Consider the following 18,824-nt stretch of genomic DNA (forward strand, 5'->3'; position numbering starts at 1 on the left):
TCTGTTCAATACCAATTCTATTAAAATGAGTTAGTGAAACCGAAAATTAGTAAGTTTGAAGAAACTACTACTAATGGAAGCTGAAAACGTAATAGAAACCTTAAACGAACGGATAAAGGAATTAACCTGCTTGTATGAAATATCCAATATAATTACTCTTCATCATAATTCTTTTGATAAAACCATGAATGCAATTGTTCAGGCGATTCCCAAAGCCTGGAGGCATTCTGAAAGTGCGATTGCAGAGATTTCATTGCGCAAGGGTCACTTTATTTCTGGAACTCTTCAAGGAAGTACAATATTTCAGTGTGTAAACATCGAAGTTAATGGAGAAGAAAAAGGAAATTTAATTATTCATTACCCCGATCAAAAATTTAGTAAGACAGATTTTCTTCAAGAAGAACATCAGCTTCTGGTCAAGCTTGCAAAAGAAATAGGGACTTTTATTGAAAACTTTGAACATAGACAAAATGAGGAGTTGATGGAACGAAAATTTAGGCATAATGATCGTTTGGCAATATTGGGACAGATTTCTGCTGGAATTGCACATGAGTTAAATACGCCATTAACGAGCATTTTGGGATTTGCCCAACTAATTCAAAAAAGTGATAAGAACATACAAGATGATATTGAAAAAATCATCAATTCAACACTTCATGCCAGAGAGATAGTTAAAAATCTGATGTTTTTTGCATGTGAAATGCCACAACAGATTAGAGCAATCTCTATCAATTCATTAATGGAGGATTCCTTAAAATTGCTTAAACCAAGTTTTCAAAATGCTGAAGTATCGCTAAACCTACAGCTTAGTTCCGAAGATATTGTTGTGAAACTTGACCCTATTCAAATCACACAAGTAATATTTAATTTGGTTATCAACGCTATTCAAGCAACGCCACCAGGTGGTTATATTATCGTTAAATTGAGAAAAGAAGATAATCAATTAAAAATGTACTTTATTGACAATGGAAAAGGAATGTCTTCACAAATAAATGACAGAATTTTTGAACCGTTTTTTACTACCAAGCCAGAAGGTGAAGGTTCTGGCTTGGGATTGAGTGTAGTCCATGGTATTATTAAAAAACATAATGGCACTATCAATTTTTCTTCTGAGGAAGAGGGCGGTACAACTTTTATTGTTTCACTCCCATTACAACAAAAGCAATGAGAAATAAAACCGTACTAATTGTTGACGATTCTTACGAAGTCTTGGAAGTGCTTTACAGACAACTTTCCAAACTAGGCTATCAGACATTTAAGGCTGTTGATGTAACTGATGCAATAGAAATTCTGAAAAATTCTGAAATAGATTTATTATTGACCGATTTAAGGATGCCTGGAATAGATGGCATGGAGCTGATAAAATACACTTCTGAACACTTTCCTGATATACCTGTATTGGTTATTACTGGATTTCCCTCTGTTTCAGGTGCTGTGGAAGCGGTGAAATCAGGCGCTATGGAATATCTCATTAAACCATTTACTATTGAAGAATTAAAATCAGCAGTAGAAAAAGCATTTAATGAAAAAGAAGAGGCTTGTATTTCGCAATCTGCAGTTAGCCCATTGAAAAACATCGAGAAATCAGGGCTTATTGGTAATTCTCTAGCTCTAGAAAAAGTTCTTTCTCTGGTACACAGAATTAAAAATAATAGAGCCACCGTACTAATAACAGGAGAAAGCGGCACAGGAAAAGAATTAGTGGCTAGAGCTATACATTATAATAGTAAATATTCGCAATCCCCTTTTGTAACAGTTAATTGCGGGGCAATACCTGAAAACCTTTTGGAAAGTGAGCTTTTTGGATTTGTAAAAGGATCGTTTACTGGAGCGAATGAAACCAGAGCTGGATTTTTTCAGGCTGCAGACGGAGGAACTATATTTCTTGATGAAATAGGGAATGCTTCCTATGCAGTACAAGCCTTGTTACTTCGTGTAATTCAAGAGAAAGAAATTACGATGATTGGAGCCACTAGAACCCAAAAAATCGATGTGAGAATAATTGCTGCCACTAACAGTGATCTTCATGCTATGACTAAAACGAATACATTTCGTGAAGACTTATACTACCGATTAAATGTAATATCTGTCCACACACCATCTCTTAGAGAAAGAAAGGAAGATATTCCTCAACTAACTCATCACTTTATCGAAAAATATTCGAAGGAATACCAAAAAGATAATATTAACATTACTCCTAAAGCCATTGAATTATTAATACGACACAGTTGGCCCGGCAATATAAGAGAATTGGAAAATATTATACAACGCTCTTTAATAATGGCTGATGAAATTATAGATGTTGCCCAGCTACCTGAGTATATTAAAATTCCTGTCCCTAATGTAAAGGAAGAAGAATACAAGACCCTGAAAGAGATGGAAAAAAATTATATTCTAAAGGTTTTGCAATCAGTTGATAATAATAAGTCAAAAGCAGCGGAAATTTTAGGTATCGACAGAAAAACTTTACGAATGAAAATAAGCTAAGACCTTTTAACTAAGAACCTGAGTTCGATTCTTGCTTTAAATTCAGAACTCCTTAAATCATAAATTCCAGCTGTATATCTATGCTTAAAAGTAAATCAGCTGTAATTTTTGTTGTTATTAAAGACGATAATTATTGAATACTACTTGTGCAATTCAAGGTCAGGTATGTGAGATCAAAGACACCATTGTTTGTGTTGACTTTTTGTGATATAAGATTGCCCCTAAACCCTATTTTGTTCTGATTAAAATTGAGTAATTATACCCCAGCGGGTAATTTTGACCCACCCCATTTTCTTTTATAGATGCGATAAAAATGTGTAGTTCCTTCATTATAAAGGGGTTAAGCATAGTGTCACTTTAATGGCATACAAATTGGTATTAAGTCGAAAAGCCGTAGCTGATGAATATTTGTTTTAATTGTGTTAATCGAACTAATTGTAGCCTAAGAAAGGAAAATAGTGGCTTAATATGGGATTGTTCGGAGTTTTCAACAAGCAGCAAATCTACAGCCTTATCTTCTACATTGATTGAAAATGATACACATACAGATAGAGATGCCGATAAAGTCAGCGGGCTTTGCCAAAACTGTGAGTTAATTGATAATTGCACTTGGTATCGAAAAGATGCAGTGATTTTTCATTGTGAACATTATCAGTAAAATCTTAGCCTTATGATAAATAAAATGAACAATAGAGTCTTCCTGCATATGCCTAAAAGTCAATAACTCAGCAGTACTTTTAATTCTTATCAAAAAATATAAGTAAAAAGTTTAATTCTAGCTTATCGAGTAGCAATATCTTAAGCATTATTCTTCTGTAGCAAATGGAAGCTAGTGCTTCATTTGTTCAAATAAATAAAAAGTCTAAATCAAACAATTATACCATTATGAAATACAATCAAATAATTCTGGAGGAGATGGAATTTCAATTTATTCAAAATCTAGTGAAGAAATTTTTAGCTTCAGATGAAACACAAAATGAAGCATGGATAATTAAATTAACTAATGAGCTCTCTAATGCTATCGTAAAAAGAGAAAATGAGATGCCCGTTGATGTAATAAAAATCGGGAGTAAAGTGGATGTGGAAACTCCGTATGGCAGAAGAAACAACATTATTTTGGTGAAGCCAACAGAAAAAAATATAAATGAAAATAAAATTTCTCTTTTATCGCCCATGGGGTCGGCTTTGATTGGTTATGCTAAAGGAGATGAAGTTGATTGGGATTTGCCCAAAGGAAAAAGTACAATTAAAATTTTAAATGTCGTGAACTAATAAGTCCGTAAAGGGAAGCAGCAACTTCCCTTCTAATTACAAATTCATCCTAATGGCTAATAAAAGAGATATTACAATCGATCTTGGTAACAATAATACAGTTCTGACGGGCATGATCAATACTTTGTTTTCAGAATCAACAGTTGTAGCACTTAATAGTAAAAAGAATAGCTATTTACTTGCAGGTAAAGCTGCACTTGAGATGGAAGGGAAAATTAATGGGGACACCAAAGTAGTAAGACCTCTAAAAAATGGGGTTATTGCTGATTTAAATGCTACTACGAAAATGCTGAATGCTTTTGTGAAAACACTCTATCCTAGTAGGTCCATTTTAGGCTTTCATAATATAATTGCGAGTGTACCCTATGGTACTACGGAAGTAGAAAGAAGAGCTTTACGCCTTGCTTTAGATCAGTTCAATTCAAGGAGTACTAAACTAATTTTTGAGCCAGTAGCTGCAGCCTTGGGGATGGGATTGAATATAAAAGAGCCTGATGGGAAGATGATAATAGATATTGGCGGAGGACTAACGGAAATCAGTTTAATTTCACTGTCAGGTGTAGTTACATATATGGCTTTAAAAGTAGGTGGTGACACTTTTAATTCTGACATAAGGAATTATATAGAAAAGAAATATATTATATCAATTAGTGAAAAATCAGCGGAAAAAATCAAATTACAGATTGGTGCTGCCACTGAAAATAGTATCCCTTTAAATGAAGATTGTACTGTTGTAGGAAAAGATAATCTTACTGGAATACCCAAGCAAATTAGTTTGAATTATAAGGAGATCGCAATGATATTAAACAATACTTTAACAAAAATTGAAGACTCTGTTATTAAGACCTTAGAACAATGTCCTCCAGAGTTAGCCGGTGATATTTATACGAATGGCGTGTATCTTACAGGCGGTGGGGCTTTATTAAAGGGACTAAAAGAACGTTTGGAATCCTCAATTCAATTAAAGGTTCATCTATCAGATCAATCATTATTATCAGTTTCTAAAGGAATGGAAATAGTCCTATCCCAAATGGATAAACATAAAGCACTAATTTTCAAATAGTAATTCCCCTCATAGACCTTAGAAAGATAGTAAGGCAAATTCCCAAAAACAATGACATGAATCAATCTGACTGCTGATGAGTGTCATATTATTTAGGGATTCAAAATTTTAACTTTGTTTATGCATTGCATTAACATAAAGAAAGAAGAGGGAAGAGATGAATATAGCAAATAAAATATTAGAACTCAAGAAAGAGAAAAATGCGGTTTTATTGGCGCATTACTATCAATATCCTGAAATTCAAGAAATAGCTGATTTTGTGGGTGATAGTTTGGCTTTATCGAAAAAGGCATCTGAAACAGAAGCTGATATTATTGTTTTTGCTGGAGTGCATTTTATGGGGGAAACTGCCAAGTTGCTGAGCCCTCATAAAAAAGTGATTATTCCTGATTTGGCTGCTGGCTGTAGCTTAGCAGATTCTTGCTCAGCTGCTGATTTAGAAACATTACGCAATGAATATCCAGATCATACAGTAGTTACTTATATCAATTGTAGCGCTGAGGTTAAAGCCTTAAGCGACTATGTATGCACCTCTTCAAATGCGGTTGAAGTCATTAATAATATCCCAAAGAATATACCTATAATTTTTGCTCCGGATAAAAACCTCGGTAAATATCTCATTAAAGAAACCGGTAGGGATATGGTGCTTTGGGATGGAGCATGTGTGGTACACGAAGCTTTTTCTTTTGATAAATTATTAGATTTAGTAAATACCTATCCGGATGCTGAAATCATTGCACATCCAGAGTCAGAACCTCATTTTTTAAAGGTTGCCCATTTTGTTGGTTCTACCGCTTCACTTTTGAATTATGTTGATACATCTGATAAAATGGAATTTATAATAGCCACGGAGGTGGGGATTCTTCATGAAATGCAGAAAGCAGTACCTGAGAAAACTTTGATTCCTGCACCGATTGATGAGGACAACACTTGCGCATGCAGTGAATGTGCCTTTATGAAAATCAATACCATTCAAAAAATATATGACTGTTTGCTAAATGAAACCCCCGAAATTCTAATTGAAAGTACTGTATTGGAAAAAGCTAGAAAGCCTATAGAAGCCATGTTAGAATTTTCTTATTCAATAAAATGAAAACGGATATTCTCATTATTGGCAGTGGACTTGCCGGTATGGCAACGGCACTTTATTTAGCTGAACTACGTCCAGAATTACAAATTCTGATTGTAAGTAAAGCAAAAAAGGACGAATCGAATACTAAATATGCTCAAGGAGGTATCGCAGGAGTTGTCCAATCAACAGTTGATAGTTTTGAACAGCATATTGAAGATACTATGAAAGCTGGACATTTTTTGTCGGACAGAAAGATTGTGGAACTAGTGGTGAAATCTGCTCCCAAAAGTATTCATGATTTAGAAAGATGGGGAGTTAATTTTGATTATAAAAAAGAAGGTACTTATGAATTGGGGCTGGAAGGCGGACATTCCAAGCATCGAATCCTGCATCATAAAGATAGTACCGGTAAAGAAATTTACGATAAACTCAATCAGAAAGTAAAACAAAACTCCTCTATTCAGTTAATCAATAATTGCACGGCTTTAGAACTCTTTAAAAATCAAAATAATGAAATTGAAGGAGCTTTATTTCTAAATATTGAGAGCAACCAATTTTTCAATATTACAGCCCCAAGAACCATTTTGGCAAGTGGAGGTATAGGAAGGGTTTTTGGGCATACCAGTAATCCGGAGGTGGCTACTGCTGATGGTTTGGCAATGGCTATACGGGCTGGAGCTGAATTAAGTAATATGCATTTTGTTCAATTTCATCCTACCCTTTTTTACAAAACGAATAGGAAAAAATCATTTTTAATTAGTGAAGCACTAAGAGGATTTGGAGGTTATTTGGTAAATAAAGATGGATACCGATTTATGCATGAATATGATGAAAGAGCTGAATTGAGTCCTAGAGATGTAGTAACCTCTGCAATATTTGCAGAGATGAATAAACTGAATTCAAAACATGTTTTTTTAGATTGCAGGCATTTAGATGAAAGAAAGTTAAAAAATAGTTTCCCCTTCATATATTCATCATGTCTGGAAAATAGCGTGGACCCTGCCAAGGATTTAATTCCGGTTATACCTGCATCACACTACCATTGTGGAGGGGTAAAAGTGGATGTAAATGGTAAAACTAATTTGTTAAATTTATACGCAGTAGGAGAAGTAGCTGAAACGGGACTTCATGGTGCAAATCGTTTAGCGTCAAATTCATTGCTGGAAGCAGTTGTTTTTGGTAGACAAGTGGCGGAAAGTGTAGTAAATGAAATAAAGGAGATTAGATATCCAATTACAAGCAATTTAACCGCTTACAGTAAAATAAAAGATTGTCAGAACCAAGAATATGTTGTGTATCCTGAAGAAAAAAGTCTAAAGCTAACGGAATTAATTAGACGACTATTTATTGAGACTGACAGCAATAGAAAAATAATTTTTAAAGAAAATGCTGACAAAATTATTAAGGAATTAACTGAGCATTACATTTACCCCTCTAAAAATGTTAGAATAAATGAATTACTCAATATGTCAATTGTCGCTGGAATTTTAGTGGATTCATTGTCGTTCTATAAGGCAGGAAAAGTTTCAGTAAGTACATGACCATTCCTTATTTTAATATATGATGATTTATATCATAAAAAACTCAAAATAATTTACGATAAATTTGTCTTAAAATAGATTTATAATTTACCTTTGCCTAAAATATTAAAGGTAAATGTTTTCAAAATCTTGTGAATACGGTATCAGGGCAGTAATCTATATAGCCACACAATCAAAGAAAACAGATCGTGTGAAAATTGGAGATATTGCTGAAAAAATTAACTCTCCTGTTGCTTTTACAGCTAAAATTTTAGGCTTACTGGTTAAAAACAAGATAGTATCTTCCATTACGGGTCCAAAAGGAGGCTTCTACATAGAACAAAACCGCTTGGATAAAGTATTCTTGAAAGATATAGTTGAAGTGATTGATGGGAATAAAATTTACAAAGGTTGTGGGTTAGGTTTAAATGAATGCTCAGCTAGTCAACCATGTCCTGTTCATCATAAATTTGCTAAAGTCAGAGCAGAAATTGATTATATGTTATCCACTACCACCTTGAAAGAATTAACTGAAGGCTTGGATCAAAAATTAACATTTTTGATGAGATAAAAAAAATTTGAATCTATTTACGATAAAAATATCTTAAATATAAAATTAATATAATGAAGAAAAGTATTTTGCTGTTTTTAAGTCTGTTTTTCTCTCCCTTGCTAGTATTAGCTCAACAAGAATCGGTCAGTACGGAGGACTGGTACTTTAGCCCGGGTATTATTGGGACTATATTTTTGATTATAGTAGTGCTGATTTTAGCCATTATTATCCTTATTGGTAGAGTTAATGGATTTGTAAATCGCTTTAATAAAAAAGATAAGGCAATTGAGCGAAAGCGTATATTATCTGAGTTGAAAAATTTAGATGAATGGGAAATAGATAAAATACTACTAGAAAGGAAATCGGCTATTCAAAATATATTAAAGGGAGATGAATTGGGCTCTGAGATGAATGTGTCCGATAAACGTGCATTAGTCAAGAGGATTTATGATGATCCTGATAATATATTCTTTGAAGAAAAGAAAAAGACAAGCTTAAGTATAGAAACTCCTCAGAATTTAAAAAACGTAATGCTCTATTATTTGGGAGCGGGGATTTTCTGGTTGATTTTTGGTACACTGATCGGTCAATACCTAGGAATGAAATTCATTTGGCCAGATATGGAATCAGTAGCATGGCTTTCATTTGGCAGACTGCGTCCAGTTCATACCAATACCGTATTTTGGGGTTGGTCTTCTCTTACTATGATAGGGCTGGGATATTTTGTTATTGCCAGAACATCAAATACAAAAATCCATAGTATTAAATTGGCATATATAGCTTTCATCCTCATCAATCTATGTGTAATTGTTGGCAATATCTTATTGATGGCCGGTATTAACAACGGTGGCGGAGAGTACAGAGAATATGTATGGCCGGTTATGTCATTATTTGCAATTGGCTTGATTATTACATTTTTTAATTTTTATAAAACGGTAGCCAACAGGAAAATATCAGAAATTTATATTTCCAACTGGTTTATTTTGGCCGCATTGATTTGGACAATTGTTCTGGCCATTATTGGATATTTACCCTTTTATCAGGACGGTCTGGGCGAAACTGTTACTCAAGGGTATTACATGCATCAAGGTGTTGGTATGTGGTTTATGACCTTTACATTAGGTTTGGTTTACTATTATCTGCCTGCTGCATTAAACAAGCCTATTTATTCCTATTCTTTAGGGGTTCTTGCTTTTTGGACCCAAATGTTGTTTTACACATTAATCGGGACTCACCATTTTGTATTCAGTCCTTTGCCCTGGTGGCTACAAACGGTTGCCATTGTGTTCAGTGCTGGAATGTTCATCCCTGTTTTAGCAGGTACTACCAATTTTCTGCTCACTATGAAAGGTTCATGGGCACAGATCTCGAAAAGTTATGTCCTTCCTTTTTTCTTAGTAGGTGTGGTTTTCTATTTTGTAGGTTCTACTCAAGGAAGTTTTCAAGCTTTTAGGTTTACCAATTTTGTTTGGCACTTTACTGATTTTAATGTGGCTCACTCCCACATGACCATGTATGGAATTATTGCTTTTTTCCTATGGGCATCAATTTATGCCATAGTACCTAAAGTAACTGGTAATGAACCACCTCAGATATTAGTTGGGGCTCATTTTTGGTTTGCCTTCATAGGTTTATTTGCTTACATGATTTCCTTAATGGCTGGGGGTACCTTGAAAGGCCTAAGTTGGATTGAAGGCGAATCATTTATTGAATCTGTCATCCTGATGAAGCCATACTGGGTTTGGCGGGCGATTGGAGGAACACTAATGTTTCTGTCACACATCATATTTGCCTACAACTTTTATATAATGGCCAGAAGCAATAGTGGTGTTATAAAATTAAAAGGATAAACTAGACTAAATATGTTTAATTTTCATAAAGATCATAGAAAATTGGTATTGACAGCACTCTTAGTGTTTGTATTTCTAAGTACAATCATAGCAATAGTACCTTCATATCAAATGCAAGATGTAGAACCACTCCCTCAACAAGAGGAATTGAGTGAAGAAGCGATTAAAGGACTTCAGGTATATGTATCAGAGGGCTGTGTAGCTTGTCATACGCAACAGGTCAGGAATATTGAAATGGATAAAGTTTGGGGTTCGCGGCCATCTATGCCATCTGATTACTACTACAGCATGCAAAGAATGAATACTTGGCAACAATCCCCCTCTCTTTTAGGCAGTGAACGAACGGGACCGGATTTAACCAGTATTGGAGACAGACAGCCAGGTGCTAGTTGGCACCTTCTACACTTTTATAACCCGCGTATTGTGGTAAATGAATCTGTTATGCCTGCCTACACTTATTTATTCGAGCATAAAGAAGAAGATGAAGTTCGTGTTGGGGAAAAAGTTGTAGATATACCATCAGAATTTCTGAAAGAAAAAGGAAAGGTGGTTGTTGCCTCTGAAAAAGTGAATAATCTTATTGCTTATATGCAATCATTAAAACAAACTGAATTACCATCTGCAAATGATTTTATCCCATCTAAAAAACAAGAATCTAAGTCCTCTACTAATTTAGAGGGTAAAAGAAATGAAGATGGGCTTGATGGAAAGCAGTTATATAGTCAGTCTTGTTCTGCATGTCACCAGCAGAATGGAGAAGGCTTAAAAGGAGCATTTCCTCCATTGAAAGGTAGCGAGGTAGTCACAAATGAAAATCCTGAATTATTAATAAAAATTATTTTACAAGGATATGACGCCAGAAGTGAATATGGACAAATGCCTGGTTTTGCAACTCAACTTTCAGATGCAGAAATTGCAGCAATAGCCAACCATGAACGAAATACATGGGGAAATAGTGCTACTAAAGTTTCTGAAGAAGAAGTGAAGAAAATAAGAAATATGGTGATGGAAGAAGCAAAAAATAAGGAACTATGAAAAAGATAGGGCTAATCATAATATTGGCAATTTTTATATTATTCTTGAATCCTAACACTGCTTTGACATGTGACGTTTGTGCAGAGAACCAGCCTGCTGGTTTAGAAAATATTACGCATGGTGAAGGCCCTACGGCTATTTGGGATTACATCATTAGCTGGGGCGCTGTTATAATTGTTGGATTTACATTGGTGTACAGCTTGAAATATCTGATTAAACCCAAAGAAAATTCACAATCGCACATTAAGAATATTGTAATTGATAACCTATAATTAGGATGGAAGATAAAAGAATAGTAAAAGTTTATTTGGATGATGAAAAGGAACCTTTTGGTTCTTTTAAACCTCCGGTAAAATTTGATTTGGATACTACAAAAATAACCGATGGCAAGCACAAACTTAAAATTGTGGCAAAATCATCTAGTGGTGTTGAAGGAATAAAAGAGATACCATTTGAAGTAAAAAACGGACCTGAAATATCCGTTATTGGTCTTAGAAAAGACGAAATTGTGGACAGTACCACTTCCATCACTATAAATGCCTATGGAAGTGAAACCAATGATGAGTTTGTAATTAAAGGATCTGAAACACCTAAGGCCATTCCGGCATGGGTTTGGGCTATTCTGATAGCATTCATTGGTTTTGCATTGTTTTATCTTATTATGTATTGGGATTCGGATTTATATAACTCGTTTTTTTAATGGAGACTTCAACTACAATTCAAAATATAGAAGATATCAAATTGCTTGTAGATACTTTTTATGGAAAAGTTAGGCAAGATGAAATGCTTAAAGATATCTTCAACGAAAGAATTAAAGACCAATGGCCTGAACATCTGGAGAAAATGTATCGATTTTGGCAAACGGTTTTACTAGAGGAGCATACCTACCATGGAAGTCCATTTGCACCTCATGCCAATCTGCCTGTAGAAACAGAACATTTTAAAAGGTGGATTGCACTTTTTACTGATACTGTAGATGAACTGTTTACTGGAGATGTAGCTGAGGAGGCAAAATGGAGAGCTGGAAAAATGGCAGAAATGTTTAATTTTAAGATTCAGTATTATAGAGGTTCCAACGAAAAACCGATTCAATAATATGGAAAAGAGAAAGCCGCTTAAAAGAAAGGAAGAGATGAAACCAGTGAGTAGAGATCATCATCACTCACTTTTACTTTGCTGGAAAATCAGGACAGCCTTTAAGAATAAGATTTCGGTGGAAAGAGTAAAAAAATATGCAGATTGGTTTTATCAAGAGCATGTTTTGCCTCATTTTGAATTGGAGGAGAAATATATTTTCCCTGTGCTGGGTAATGAGGATGAATTGGTTAAACAGGCTTTAGCAGAGCATAGGCGACTTAAAAGACTTTTTGAAAATGAGGAAGATCCCCTAAAGTCCTTAAGTTTAATCGAAGAAGAACTGGAAAAACATATTCGCTTTGAGGAGAGAGTGCTTTTTGAGAAAGTACAAGAAATTGCGACAGAAGGTGAACTAAAAGCCATTGAACTCCACCATGCTTCAGGAGAATTTAAAGAAAATACGGAGGATGTTTTTTGGATGTAGAAGATAGTGTAAATACTATCATTAAAAAGAATAATAAATTTGTTGCCTTGTATTTTAAAGTAGAAACTAGAAGTCTTTGTAAAGCATAAATAGGACTAACTCGACCACTTCCGAGGAACTCGGAAAAGCGGGAAGGAGGAAAGTTTAGCGGGCCAGCGTGGGCAATGAGGGCAGTCCGCCAACTGGCGGATCTTGATTTTTTCTATCTTTTTTATCAAGAAAAAAGATTGTGAGAAAAATAGATACAGCCATTAACTTTTAGTAAGCTCTCTTCTAAATAAAATATTTGTGAGATGAAAAACTTTTACAACCTTAAAAACGTCTCCCCTCTTTCCAGCTTTTCCAACAGAATTACCATATTGGTGTTTTCCAACATGCGCTTTAACTTAGTTCTCACTTCTTTAAATTGGAAGTGAATTGGACAGGGCTTTTCTTCAGAGCATTGACTTAATCCTAGACCACATCCATCGTAAGTTTGCGAACCATCAATACAACGAACCACGTCTATTAGATATACCTCCTTTTGCTGTGTTGCACTAAGGCTAAATCCTCCATTAGGACCTTTAATAGAGGAAACTAAATCGTCTTTCACCAATTTTTGCAAAATCTTGGCCGTAAAAGCTTCAGGGGAATCAATATTTTTGGCAATGTCTTTTAGACCAACATTAGTACCCTCTTTGCTTTTATTGGCAATGTAGATAGTTGCTCTAATAGCGTATTCACAAGTTTTTGAAAACATCTTCTTGAAATAAAATTAAATAAGTAATAAAAGTAAATTCATTTTTCCCATTCTCCAAAAGAGGTGGCTGTTTCGTAGAGCTTCAGTTTCTTTAAAAACACAGGTTCTGCTAAGGAGTTTTGAATTTGTTTTCTGATATAATCTAACAATCGTTCGACCGTGGGCTCAAATTCCATCCAAAAGATATTGCTATCAATGTTCTGTGCTAATTTGGTGTTTTCATCATTACGTTTTAAAACCAAGGCATGATCGAAAGTTTTAATCACCTTCTCATTGATGATCTGCTTCAATTCTTTAAAATCAATGATCATGTCATTTTCTTGAATTTCGTCTGCGGAAACCGTGACAAATAATCGATAGGAGTGACCATGAATATGTTTACATGAGGCTGGATGATTGCTAATGCGATGAGCCGTTTCAAAACTGAATTCTTTGGTGATGCTAATCATAAAATCTGAATATATCTTCAAAGTTATCAATATGATTTAATAAAAGATATATTTATCCGAAATATTTAGCTTTTGATTTTCATAAGGAGGACATAAATAGTTAGAAAAATTGCTAAACCATTTTTTGACAGTGTGGATAACTGTTTTGCTTCAATCTTTTGCTTGCTTATTTTCATTAATGAAGCAGGTGAAGCAAGCGTTTGTAAATAGCTGATTAATAGAGATAAAAGAGTCTTTTATTCTCAAAACTGCTTGCTTTATAAGCTATTTTGTGGATAAATAAAGACCTTTGCATCCTTTGAATTCAGGTGCAAATACTTCTATATTCGGATATCGGACTCCTGTATTAATGACGCAAGAAAAAACTAAATCAATATGGAAAATTATGTAATCAAAAGAAACGGGGAGTACCAGCCTCTCAAGCATTATAAAATTGAAGATGCTATCAAAAAGGCATTCAAAAGTGTAGGGGTTGAATATGATGTTATTATCTTAAAAAGTGTATTAGAAAAGCTGGAAGAAAAAACCACTTGGGCAGTTGAAGAAATACAAGACATCATAGAATTGCAGCTTTATCATTATCACTATTTTAAAGTGATGCGTTCTTTTATGCTGTATAGGCACACGCGTAAACTTCAACGAAACCAAAAGAAAGGCATAAAGCATGATACCACCTGGGTAGATAGCACCCAAACCATCAATGAATATATTGGAAAGGATGATTGGCGCATTAATGCTAATGCCAATACTTCTTATTCCAATGCTGGATTAGTTAATAATGTGGCAGGAAAAGTAATTGCGAACTATTGGCTTGATAAAGTATATAATAAAGAAGAAGGATATGCCCATAGAAATGGCGACATCCATATTCATGATTTAGATTGCTTAACAGGCTATTGTGCCGGTTGGAGTTTGCGCGTATTACTAAATGAAGGCTTTAATGGCGTGCGAGCAAGGGTAGAAAGCAAACCACCCAGTCATTTTCGTGAGGCGCTCGGTCAAATGGCTAATTTCTTAGGTATCCTTCAAAGTGAGTGGGCTGGAGCTCAAGCTTTCAGTTCATTTGATACTTATCTAGCCCCTTATGTTTTCAAAGATCAGTTAAGCTATGAAGAGGTATTAAAGGGCATCCGTAGTTTTGTTTATAATTTGAATGTTCCCGCACGTTGGGGGCAGTCTCCTTTTACCAATATTACACTTGATTGGGTAGTACCGGAAGATTTGAGAGAACAAATTCCAACTAAAAAGGACCAACATCTTTTCTCAAATGTTCAGGATGAAATCTTGAAACAAAAAGCCCAAGCCAGAGGAGCAAAATCAATGGAGGAATTGACTTATCAACATTTCAAAGAAGAAATGGACATGATCAATAAGGCTTATTATACTGTAATGACTGAAGGTGATGCAAACGGACAGCCTTTCACCTTCCCTATCCCAACGGTAAACATTACAGAGGATTTTGACTGGCATGGTAAGAATACAGATATCCTTTTTGAGAATACAGCTAAAATCGGCTCCTCCTATTTCCAGAATTTTATAGGTAGTCAATATACTTATGATGAAGAGGGCAATAAAATTGAAAACCCATTAGCCTACAAGCCTAATGCAGTAAGAAGCATGTGCTGTCGATTGCAATTAGATTTGCGAGAGCTGTTAAAAAGGGGAAATGGACTGTTCGGAAGTGCAGAAATGACGGGAAGCATTGGGGTGGTCACCATTAATATGGCGAGACTTGGGTATTTGTATAAAGGAAATGAAGAAGCTTTCTATGAAAGACTAGATTTTTTATTGGGTATAGCGAAATCCACTTTGGAGAAGAAAAGGAAATTCATTCAAGAAATGTATGATAGAGGGCTTTATCCATATACAAAGCGTTATCTGACGCATTTTAGGAATCATTTCTCCACCATTGGAGTGAATGGAATGAATGAGATGATTAGGAATTTTACTGATGAAGAATTTGACATTACTTCTCATGAAGGAATGAAATTATCTTCTCAAATTCTAGAATACATCCGAACGAGAATGAAGCAGTATCAGGAAGAAACTGGCAATTTATATAATTTGGAAGCCACACCGGCTGAAGGCACAACTTACCGATTTGCCAAAGAAGATAAAAAGCGTTTTCCTGAAATACTGCAAGCCGGAATGGAGGAGAATATTTATTATACCAATAGCTCTCAAATTCCTGCTAGTCATACGGATGATCCATTTGAAGCCTTAATGCTTCAGGATGATTTGCAGTGTATGTACACGGGCGGAACTGTTTTGCACTTATACATGCGTGAAAAAATCAGCTCTGCCGAAGCTTGCCGAAATTTAGTCAAGAAAGTGATGACTAATTTCAAATTGCCTTATATCACTGTTACACCAGTTTTCAGTATTTGTCCGACACATGGTTATTTAACAGGCGAACATGAATATTGCCCTAAATGTGATGACAATCTGAAAGAGCAATTAGAAGTAGAAGAATCTGAATTTTGAATAGAATCTAATAATTGATATCACAAAAACATGCGGTTTGGTACTCAACATCAGTATGTTATAATCTTTGTTCATGTAAAAGGCTCATAGCCTCTATGTAATTTAAACTTTAAAACAGAAATAAAATGGAAGCACAAGTAAAGACAGCGACAAAATTAGAGAAAAGCAATGAATTAAGGACTAAATGCCTGGTTTACACAAGGGTAATGGGCTATCATAGACCAGTAGAGAGCTTTAACATTGGTAAAAAAGGCGAACATAAGGAACGTAAACATTTCAATGAGTAAGGGAACACCCATATATGATATTACGCCTTTTACCTTATTGGACTATCCTGATAAAACGGCCTGCATCATTTGGTATGCAGGCTGTAATATGCGATGTGGCTATTGCTATAATCCTGATATTGTATTAGGAAAAGGTAAGATTTCAATAGAAGAAGTACTACGGTTTTTAAAAAGCCGAAAAGGACTTTTGGATGGAATAGTGATGAGCGGAGGAGAATGCACTATGCATCCTTCTTTAATTACTTTTGCTCAAGAGGTAAAAAAATTGGGAATGTTAATAAAAGTGGATACCAATGGAAGCAGGCCAGGAGTATTAAAAAAGCTTTATGAAAATGGAACATTAGATTATGTTGCACTTGATTTTAAGGCCACACCTCAGAAATTCCAATCTATAACTAAATCAAATTTATTCACACCATTTGAGAAAAGTTTGTCATTTCTGATACAGCACCAAATTCCATTTGAGGTACGGACTACTGTTCACTCGAAGCAATTATCATCTGATGATATTTGCAAAATGAGAGATTATCTCTCCGAAAAAGGCTATAGAGGCACTTATTACCTCCAACATTATGTAAATGATACCAAAACAATTGAATCTTTAAAACCTTCTGACAAGAATATGTTAGATCAAAATTTTTCTAAGCAAAACTTGAAAGTGGAAATACGCTCTTCTTTGTAAATTTACTTTATCCTGTTAGTTTTTTCAATGATATGCTGCATATCATCATTAATAGTGCAGAAAATGCCATTTCAAAAATCTTTTAAGGGAAATTAACCCCGACAATTTATAAAAACTTAAGAGGTCAAGTTTGGGTGTTTTATAATTTCTGTTTAGGATGAATTTTATCATATAACTAACTTATAATTTGTTTCTTATAAATTGTCGGTTCTTTGGACGGAAAATTCATATGAATTTTTCGGGTTAAGATACTTGAAATATATAAAAAGGTATCGCTTTGTTACAAAAAATAATAAAAATTACCCATTCTTTGTTACAATATTTGATTAATATTACCCTATCTTTATAACAACTATAAAAAAATGGCATATTATCGTAAGCAAATAGAAACACTATTAAGCTGGAAAGAAGAAAATAATCGAAAACCTTTGGTACTGCGTGGGGCAAGGCAAGTAGGTAAAACCACTTTGATAAATATCTTCTCACAAAACTATAAGCAATTTATCTCCCTTAATTTAGAAAAAAAGAAGGATGCCAATTATTTTAAAACGTACAAAGAGGCAAACGTTCTGCTAGAGGCTTTACTCTTGATAAATCGCTTACAAGACGTTGAAAAAAAGGAGACGCTCTTGTTTATAGATGAGATACAAGAATGCCCGGAAGCCATTGCACTTTTACGTTATTTTTATGAAGAACTTCCGCATTTACATGTAATAGCAGCTGGATCGCTACTGGAGCACTCCTTATCACAAGTAAAATCTTTTCCTGTTGGGCGTGTAAAGTATTTGTATATATTTCCTATGAATTTTCAGGAGTTTTTATTGGCTCATAAAATGGATGCTCTCCTAGAACAATTAGGAAAAATACCAATAAATCAGGCAGCGCACCAAGTCGCAATGGATTGGTTTCATAGCTATGCGCTCGTAGGTGGTATGCCCGAGGTGGTAGCGAATAATACCAATCAAGAAGGCATTAGTCAATTATCCCCTATTTATGAAAGTATATGGGCAAGCTACCAAGACGATGTACCAAAATATGCCAAAAATGCCACCGAAGAAAAAGTGATACGACATCTGATGCGAACTGCTCCTTTGTATCTGGATGCACGGGTTACTTTTCAAGGCTTTGGTAATAGCAATTATCGCTCGCGTGAGGTGGGCGAAAGTTTTAGGGCTTTAGATGATACTAAAATTATTCAACTGATTTATCCCGGTACTTCAGTTGATTATCCATTGGTTACAGACTACCGGAAAAGTCCTAGACTTCAATTTTTGGACACTGGTTTGTTAAATCATGCTCTCGGCATACAGGCTGATTTGCTCGCAGTAGAGGATTTGAGTACTAGTTATAAAGGAGCTTTATTGCCTCACCTAATTACTCAAGAATTGATTTCCATGCAAGAGCAGTCATATCAAAAACCTAATTTTTGGGTACGTCAAAAGAAAGATGCACAGGCCGAAGTAGATTTGGTATATTCTTATCGTGGCCATATTATCCCCATAGAAATAAAATCGGGTAAAGTAGGTAAACTGCGTTCACTGCATCAATTTATTGATGCCGCTCCCCATCCTTTTGCTGTTCGTATGTATGCAGGAAAATTTAGTATAGAAAGCCATAAAACACCTAAAGGCACTCCTTATCATTTGATGAATTTACCCTATTATTTAACGCTATATTTAGAAAAGTACTTGACTTATTTTATAGAGAATACTTCGGTATGAAAATAAGCAAACGTAAAGCTAAACCTAAATTGAAAGGCTCCTAATCCTT

19 protein-coding genes are annotated in these 18,824 nt (G+C 34.8%); 17 read left to right on the top strand and 2 right to left on the bottom strand.

Translation table 11 applies throughout. The features are described from left to right. Positions 1–55: 55 nt before the first annotated feature. The 13 genes from FTRAC_RS13580 (at position 56) to FTRAC_RS13640 (ending at position 12,413) form a co-directional block, all read left to right on the top strand. Positions 56–1,168: a sensor histidine kinase gene (locus FTRAC_RS13580; RefSeq protein WP_245545970.1), complete on the top strand. Its 1,113-nt coding sequence runs from the start codon at positions 56–58 to the stop codon at positions 1,166–1,168. After that, entirely contained in the window at positions 1,165–2,487 is a 1,323-nt protein-coding gene (locus FTRAC_RS13585; RefSeq protein WP_013454837.1) for a sigma-54-dependent transcriptional regulator, read from the top strand. The genes FTRAC_RS13580 and FTRAC_RS13585 overlap by 4 nt, the downstream gene beginning before the upstream one ends. Before the next feature lie 885 nt (positions 2,488–3,372). Continuing rightward, on the top strand, positions 3,373–3,759 hold the full coding sequence (locus FTRAC_RS13590; RefSeq protein ID WP_041650738.1) for a GreA/GreB family elongation factor: 387 nt from the start codon (positions 3,373–3,375) through the stop codon (positions 3,757–3,759). Positions 3,760–3,811: 52 nt separating this feature from the next. Continuing rightward, the gene (gene mreB / locus FTRAC_RS13595) at positions 3,812–4,822 is read left to right on the top strand and encodes a rod shape-determining protein (RefSeq protein ID WP_013454840.1); all 1,011 of its coding nucleotides are present in this window, start codon (positions 3,812–3,814) and stop codon (positions 4,820–4,822) included. 157 nt (positions 4,823–4,979) lie between these two features. Next, positions 4,980–5,915: a quinolinate synthase NadA gene (nadA, locus tag FTRAC_RS13600; RefSeq protein WP_013454841.1), complete on the top strand. Its 936-nt coding sequence runs from the start codon at positions 4,980–4,982 to the stop codon at positions 5,913–5,915. Further along, on the top strand, positions 5,912–7,435 hold the full coding sequence (gene nadB / locus FTRAC_RS13605; protein ID WP_013454842.1) for an L-aspartate oxidase: 1,524 nt from the start codon (positions 5,912–5,914) through the stop codon (positions 7,433–7,435). Before nadA ends, nadB begins: the two co-directional genes overlap by 4 nt. Before the next feature lie 115 nt (positions 7,436–7,550). Beyond that, a complete protein-coding gene (locus FTRAC_RS13610) occupies positions 7,551–7,985 on the top strand; it encodes an RrF2 family transcriptional regulator (RefSeq protein ID WP_013454843.1) in 435 nt (144 codons plus the stop codon). 53 nt (positions 7,986–8,038) lie between these two features. Then, entirely contained in the window at positions 8,039–9,817 is a 1,779-nt protein-coding gene (locus FTRAC_RS13615; protein WP_013454844.1) for a cbb3-type cytochrome c oxidase subunit I, read from the top strand. Positions 9,818–9,829: 12 nt separating this feature from the next. Further along, positions 9,830–10,852: a cbb3-type cytochrome c oxidase subunit II gene (locus FTRAC_RS13620; protein ID WP_013454845.1), complete on the top strand. Its 1,023-nt coding sequence runs from the start codon at positions 9,830–9,832 to the stop codon at positions 10,850–10,852. Continuing rightward, a complete protein-coding gene (locus FTRAC_RS13625) occupies positions 10,849–11,124 on the top strand; it encodes a hypothetical protein (protein ID WP_013454846.1) in 276 nt (91 codons plus the stop codon). The genes FTRAC_RS13620 and FTRAC_RS13625 overlap by 4 nt, the downstream gene beginning before the upstream one ends. 5 nt (positions 11,125–11,129) lie before the next feature. Beyond that, positions 11,130–11,552: a hypothetical protein gene (locus FTRAC_RS13630; protein ID WP_013454847.1), complete on the top strand. Its 423-nt coding sequence runs from the start codon at positions 11,130–11,132 to the stop codon at positions 11,550–11,552. Then, positions 11,552–11,947 carry a group III truncated hemoglobin gene (locus FTRAC_RS13635; RefSeq protein WP_013454848.1) on the top strand — a complete coding sequence of 132 codons (396 nt, stop codon included), beginning with the start codon at positions 11,552–11,554 and terminating at the stop codon, positions 11,945–11,947. Before FTRAC_RS13630 ends, FTRAC_RS13635 begins: the two co-directional genes overlap by 1 nt. A 1-nt stretch (position 11,948) precedes the next feature. Further along, a complete protein-coding gene (locus tag FTRAC_RS13640; RefSeq protein ID WP_013454849.1) occupies positions 11,949–12,413 on the top strand; it encodes a hemerythrin domain-containing protein in 465 nt (154 codons plus the stop codon). Positions 12,414–12,717: 304 nt separating this feature from the next. Here FTRAC_RS13640 and FTRAC_RS13645 read toward each other — a convergent pair whose 3' ends face one another. Next, complete coding sequence (locus FTRAC_RS13645; protein WP_013454850.1) at positions 12,718–13,152, bottom strand: RrF2 family transcriptional regulator; 435 nt, start codon at positions 13,150–13,152, stop codon at positions 12,718–12,720. Between the two features lie 38 nt (positions 13,153–13,190). Further along, complete coding sequence (gene queD, locus FTRAC_RS13650) at positions 13,191–13,622, bottom strand: 6-carboxytetrahydropterin synthase QueD (RefSeq protein ID WP_013454851.1); 432 nt, start codon at positions 13,620–13,622, stop codon at positions 13,191–13,193. Positions 13,623–13,976: 354 nt separating this feature from the next. Between queD and FTRAC_RS13655 the strand changes: the two genes are divergently transcribed. From FTRAC_RS13655 to FTRAC_RS13665, 4 genes are all read left to right on the top strand, one after another. Further along, positions 13,977–16,085 (top strand): ribonucleoside triphosphate reductase, encoded by a 2,109-nt coding sequence (locus FTRAC_RS13655; RefSeq protein ID WP_013454852.1) that lies wholly within the window; start codon positions 13,977–13,979, stop codon positions 16,083–16,085. Between the two features lie 125 nt (positions 16,086–16,210). Further along, positions 16,211–16,372: an anaerobic ribonucleoside-triphosphate reductase gene (gene nrdD / locus FTRAC_RS19705; RefSeq protein WP_013454853.1), complete on the top strand. Its 162-nt coding sequence runs from the start codon at positions 16,211–16,213 to the stop codon at positions 16,370–16,372. Beyond that, on the top strand, positions 16,365–17,054 hold the full coding sequence (locus tag FTRAC_RS13660; RefSeq protein WP_013454854.1) for an anaerobic ribonucleoside-triphosphate reductase activating protein: 690 nt from the start codon (positions 16,365–16,367) through the stop codon (positions 17,052–17,054). The genes nrdD and FTRAC_RS13660 overlap by 8 nt, the downstream gene beginning before the upstream one ends. A 362-nt stretch (positions 17,055–17,416) precedes the next feature. Continuing rightward, positions 17,417–18,775, top strand: coding sequence for an ATP-binding protein (locus FTRAC_RS13665; protein WP_013454855.1), 1,359 nt, complete (start codon positions 17,417–17,419; stop codon positions 18,773–18,775). Positions 18,776–18,824 lie beyond the last annotated feature (49 nt).

Source organism: Marivirga tractuosa DSM 4126 (assembly GCF_000183425.1).
Classification (GTDB): domain Bacteria; phylum Bacteroidota; class Bacteroidia; order Cytophagales; family Cyclobacteriaceae; genus Marivirga; species Marivirga tractuosa.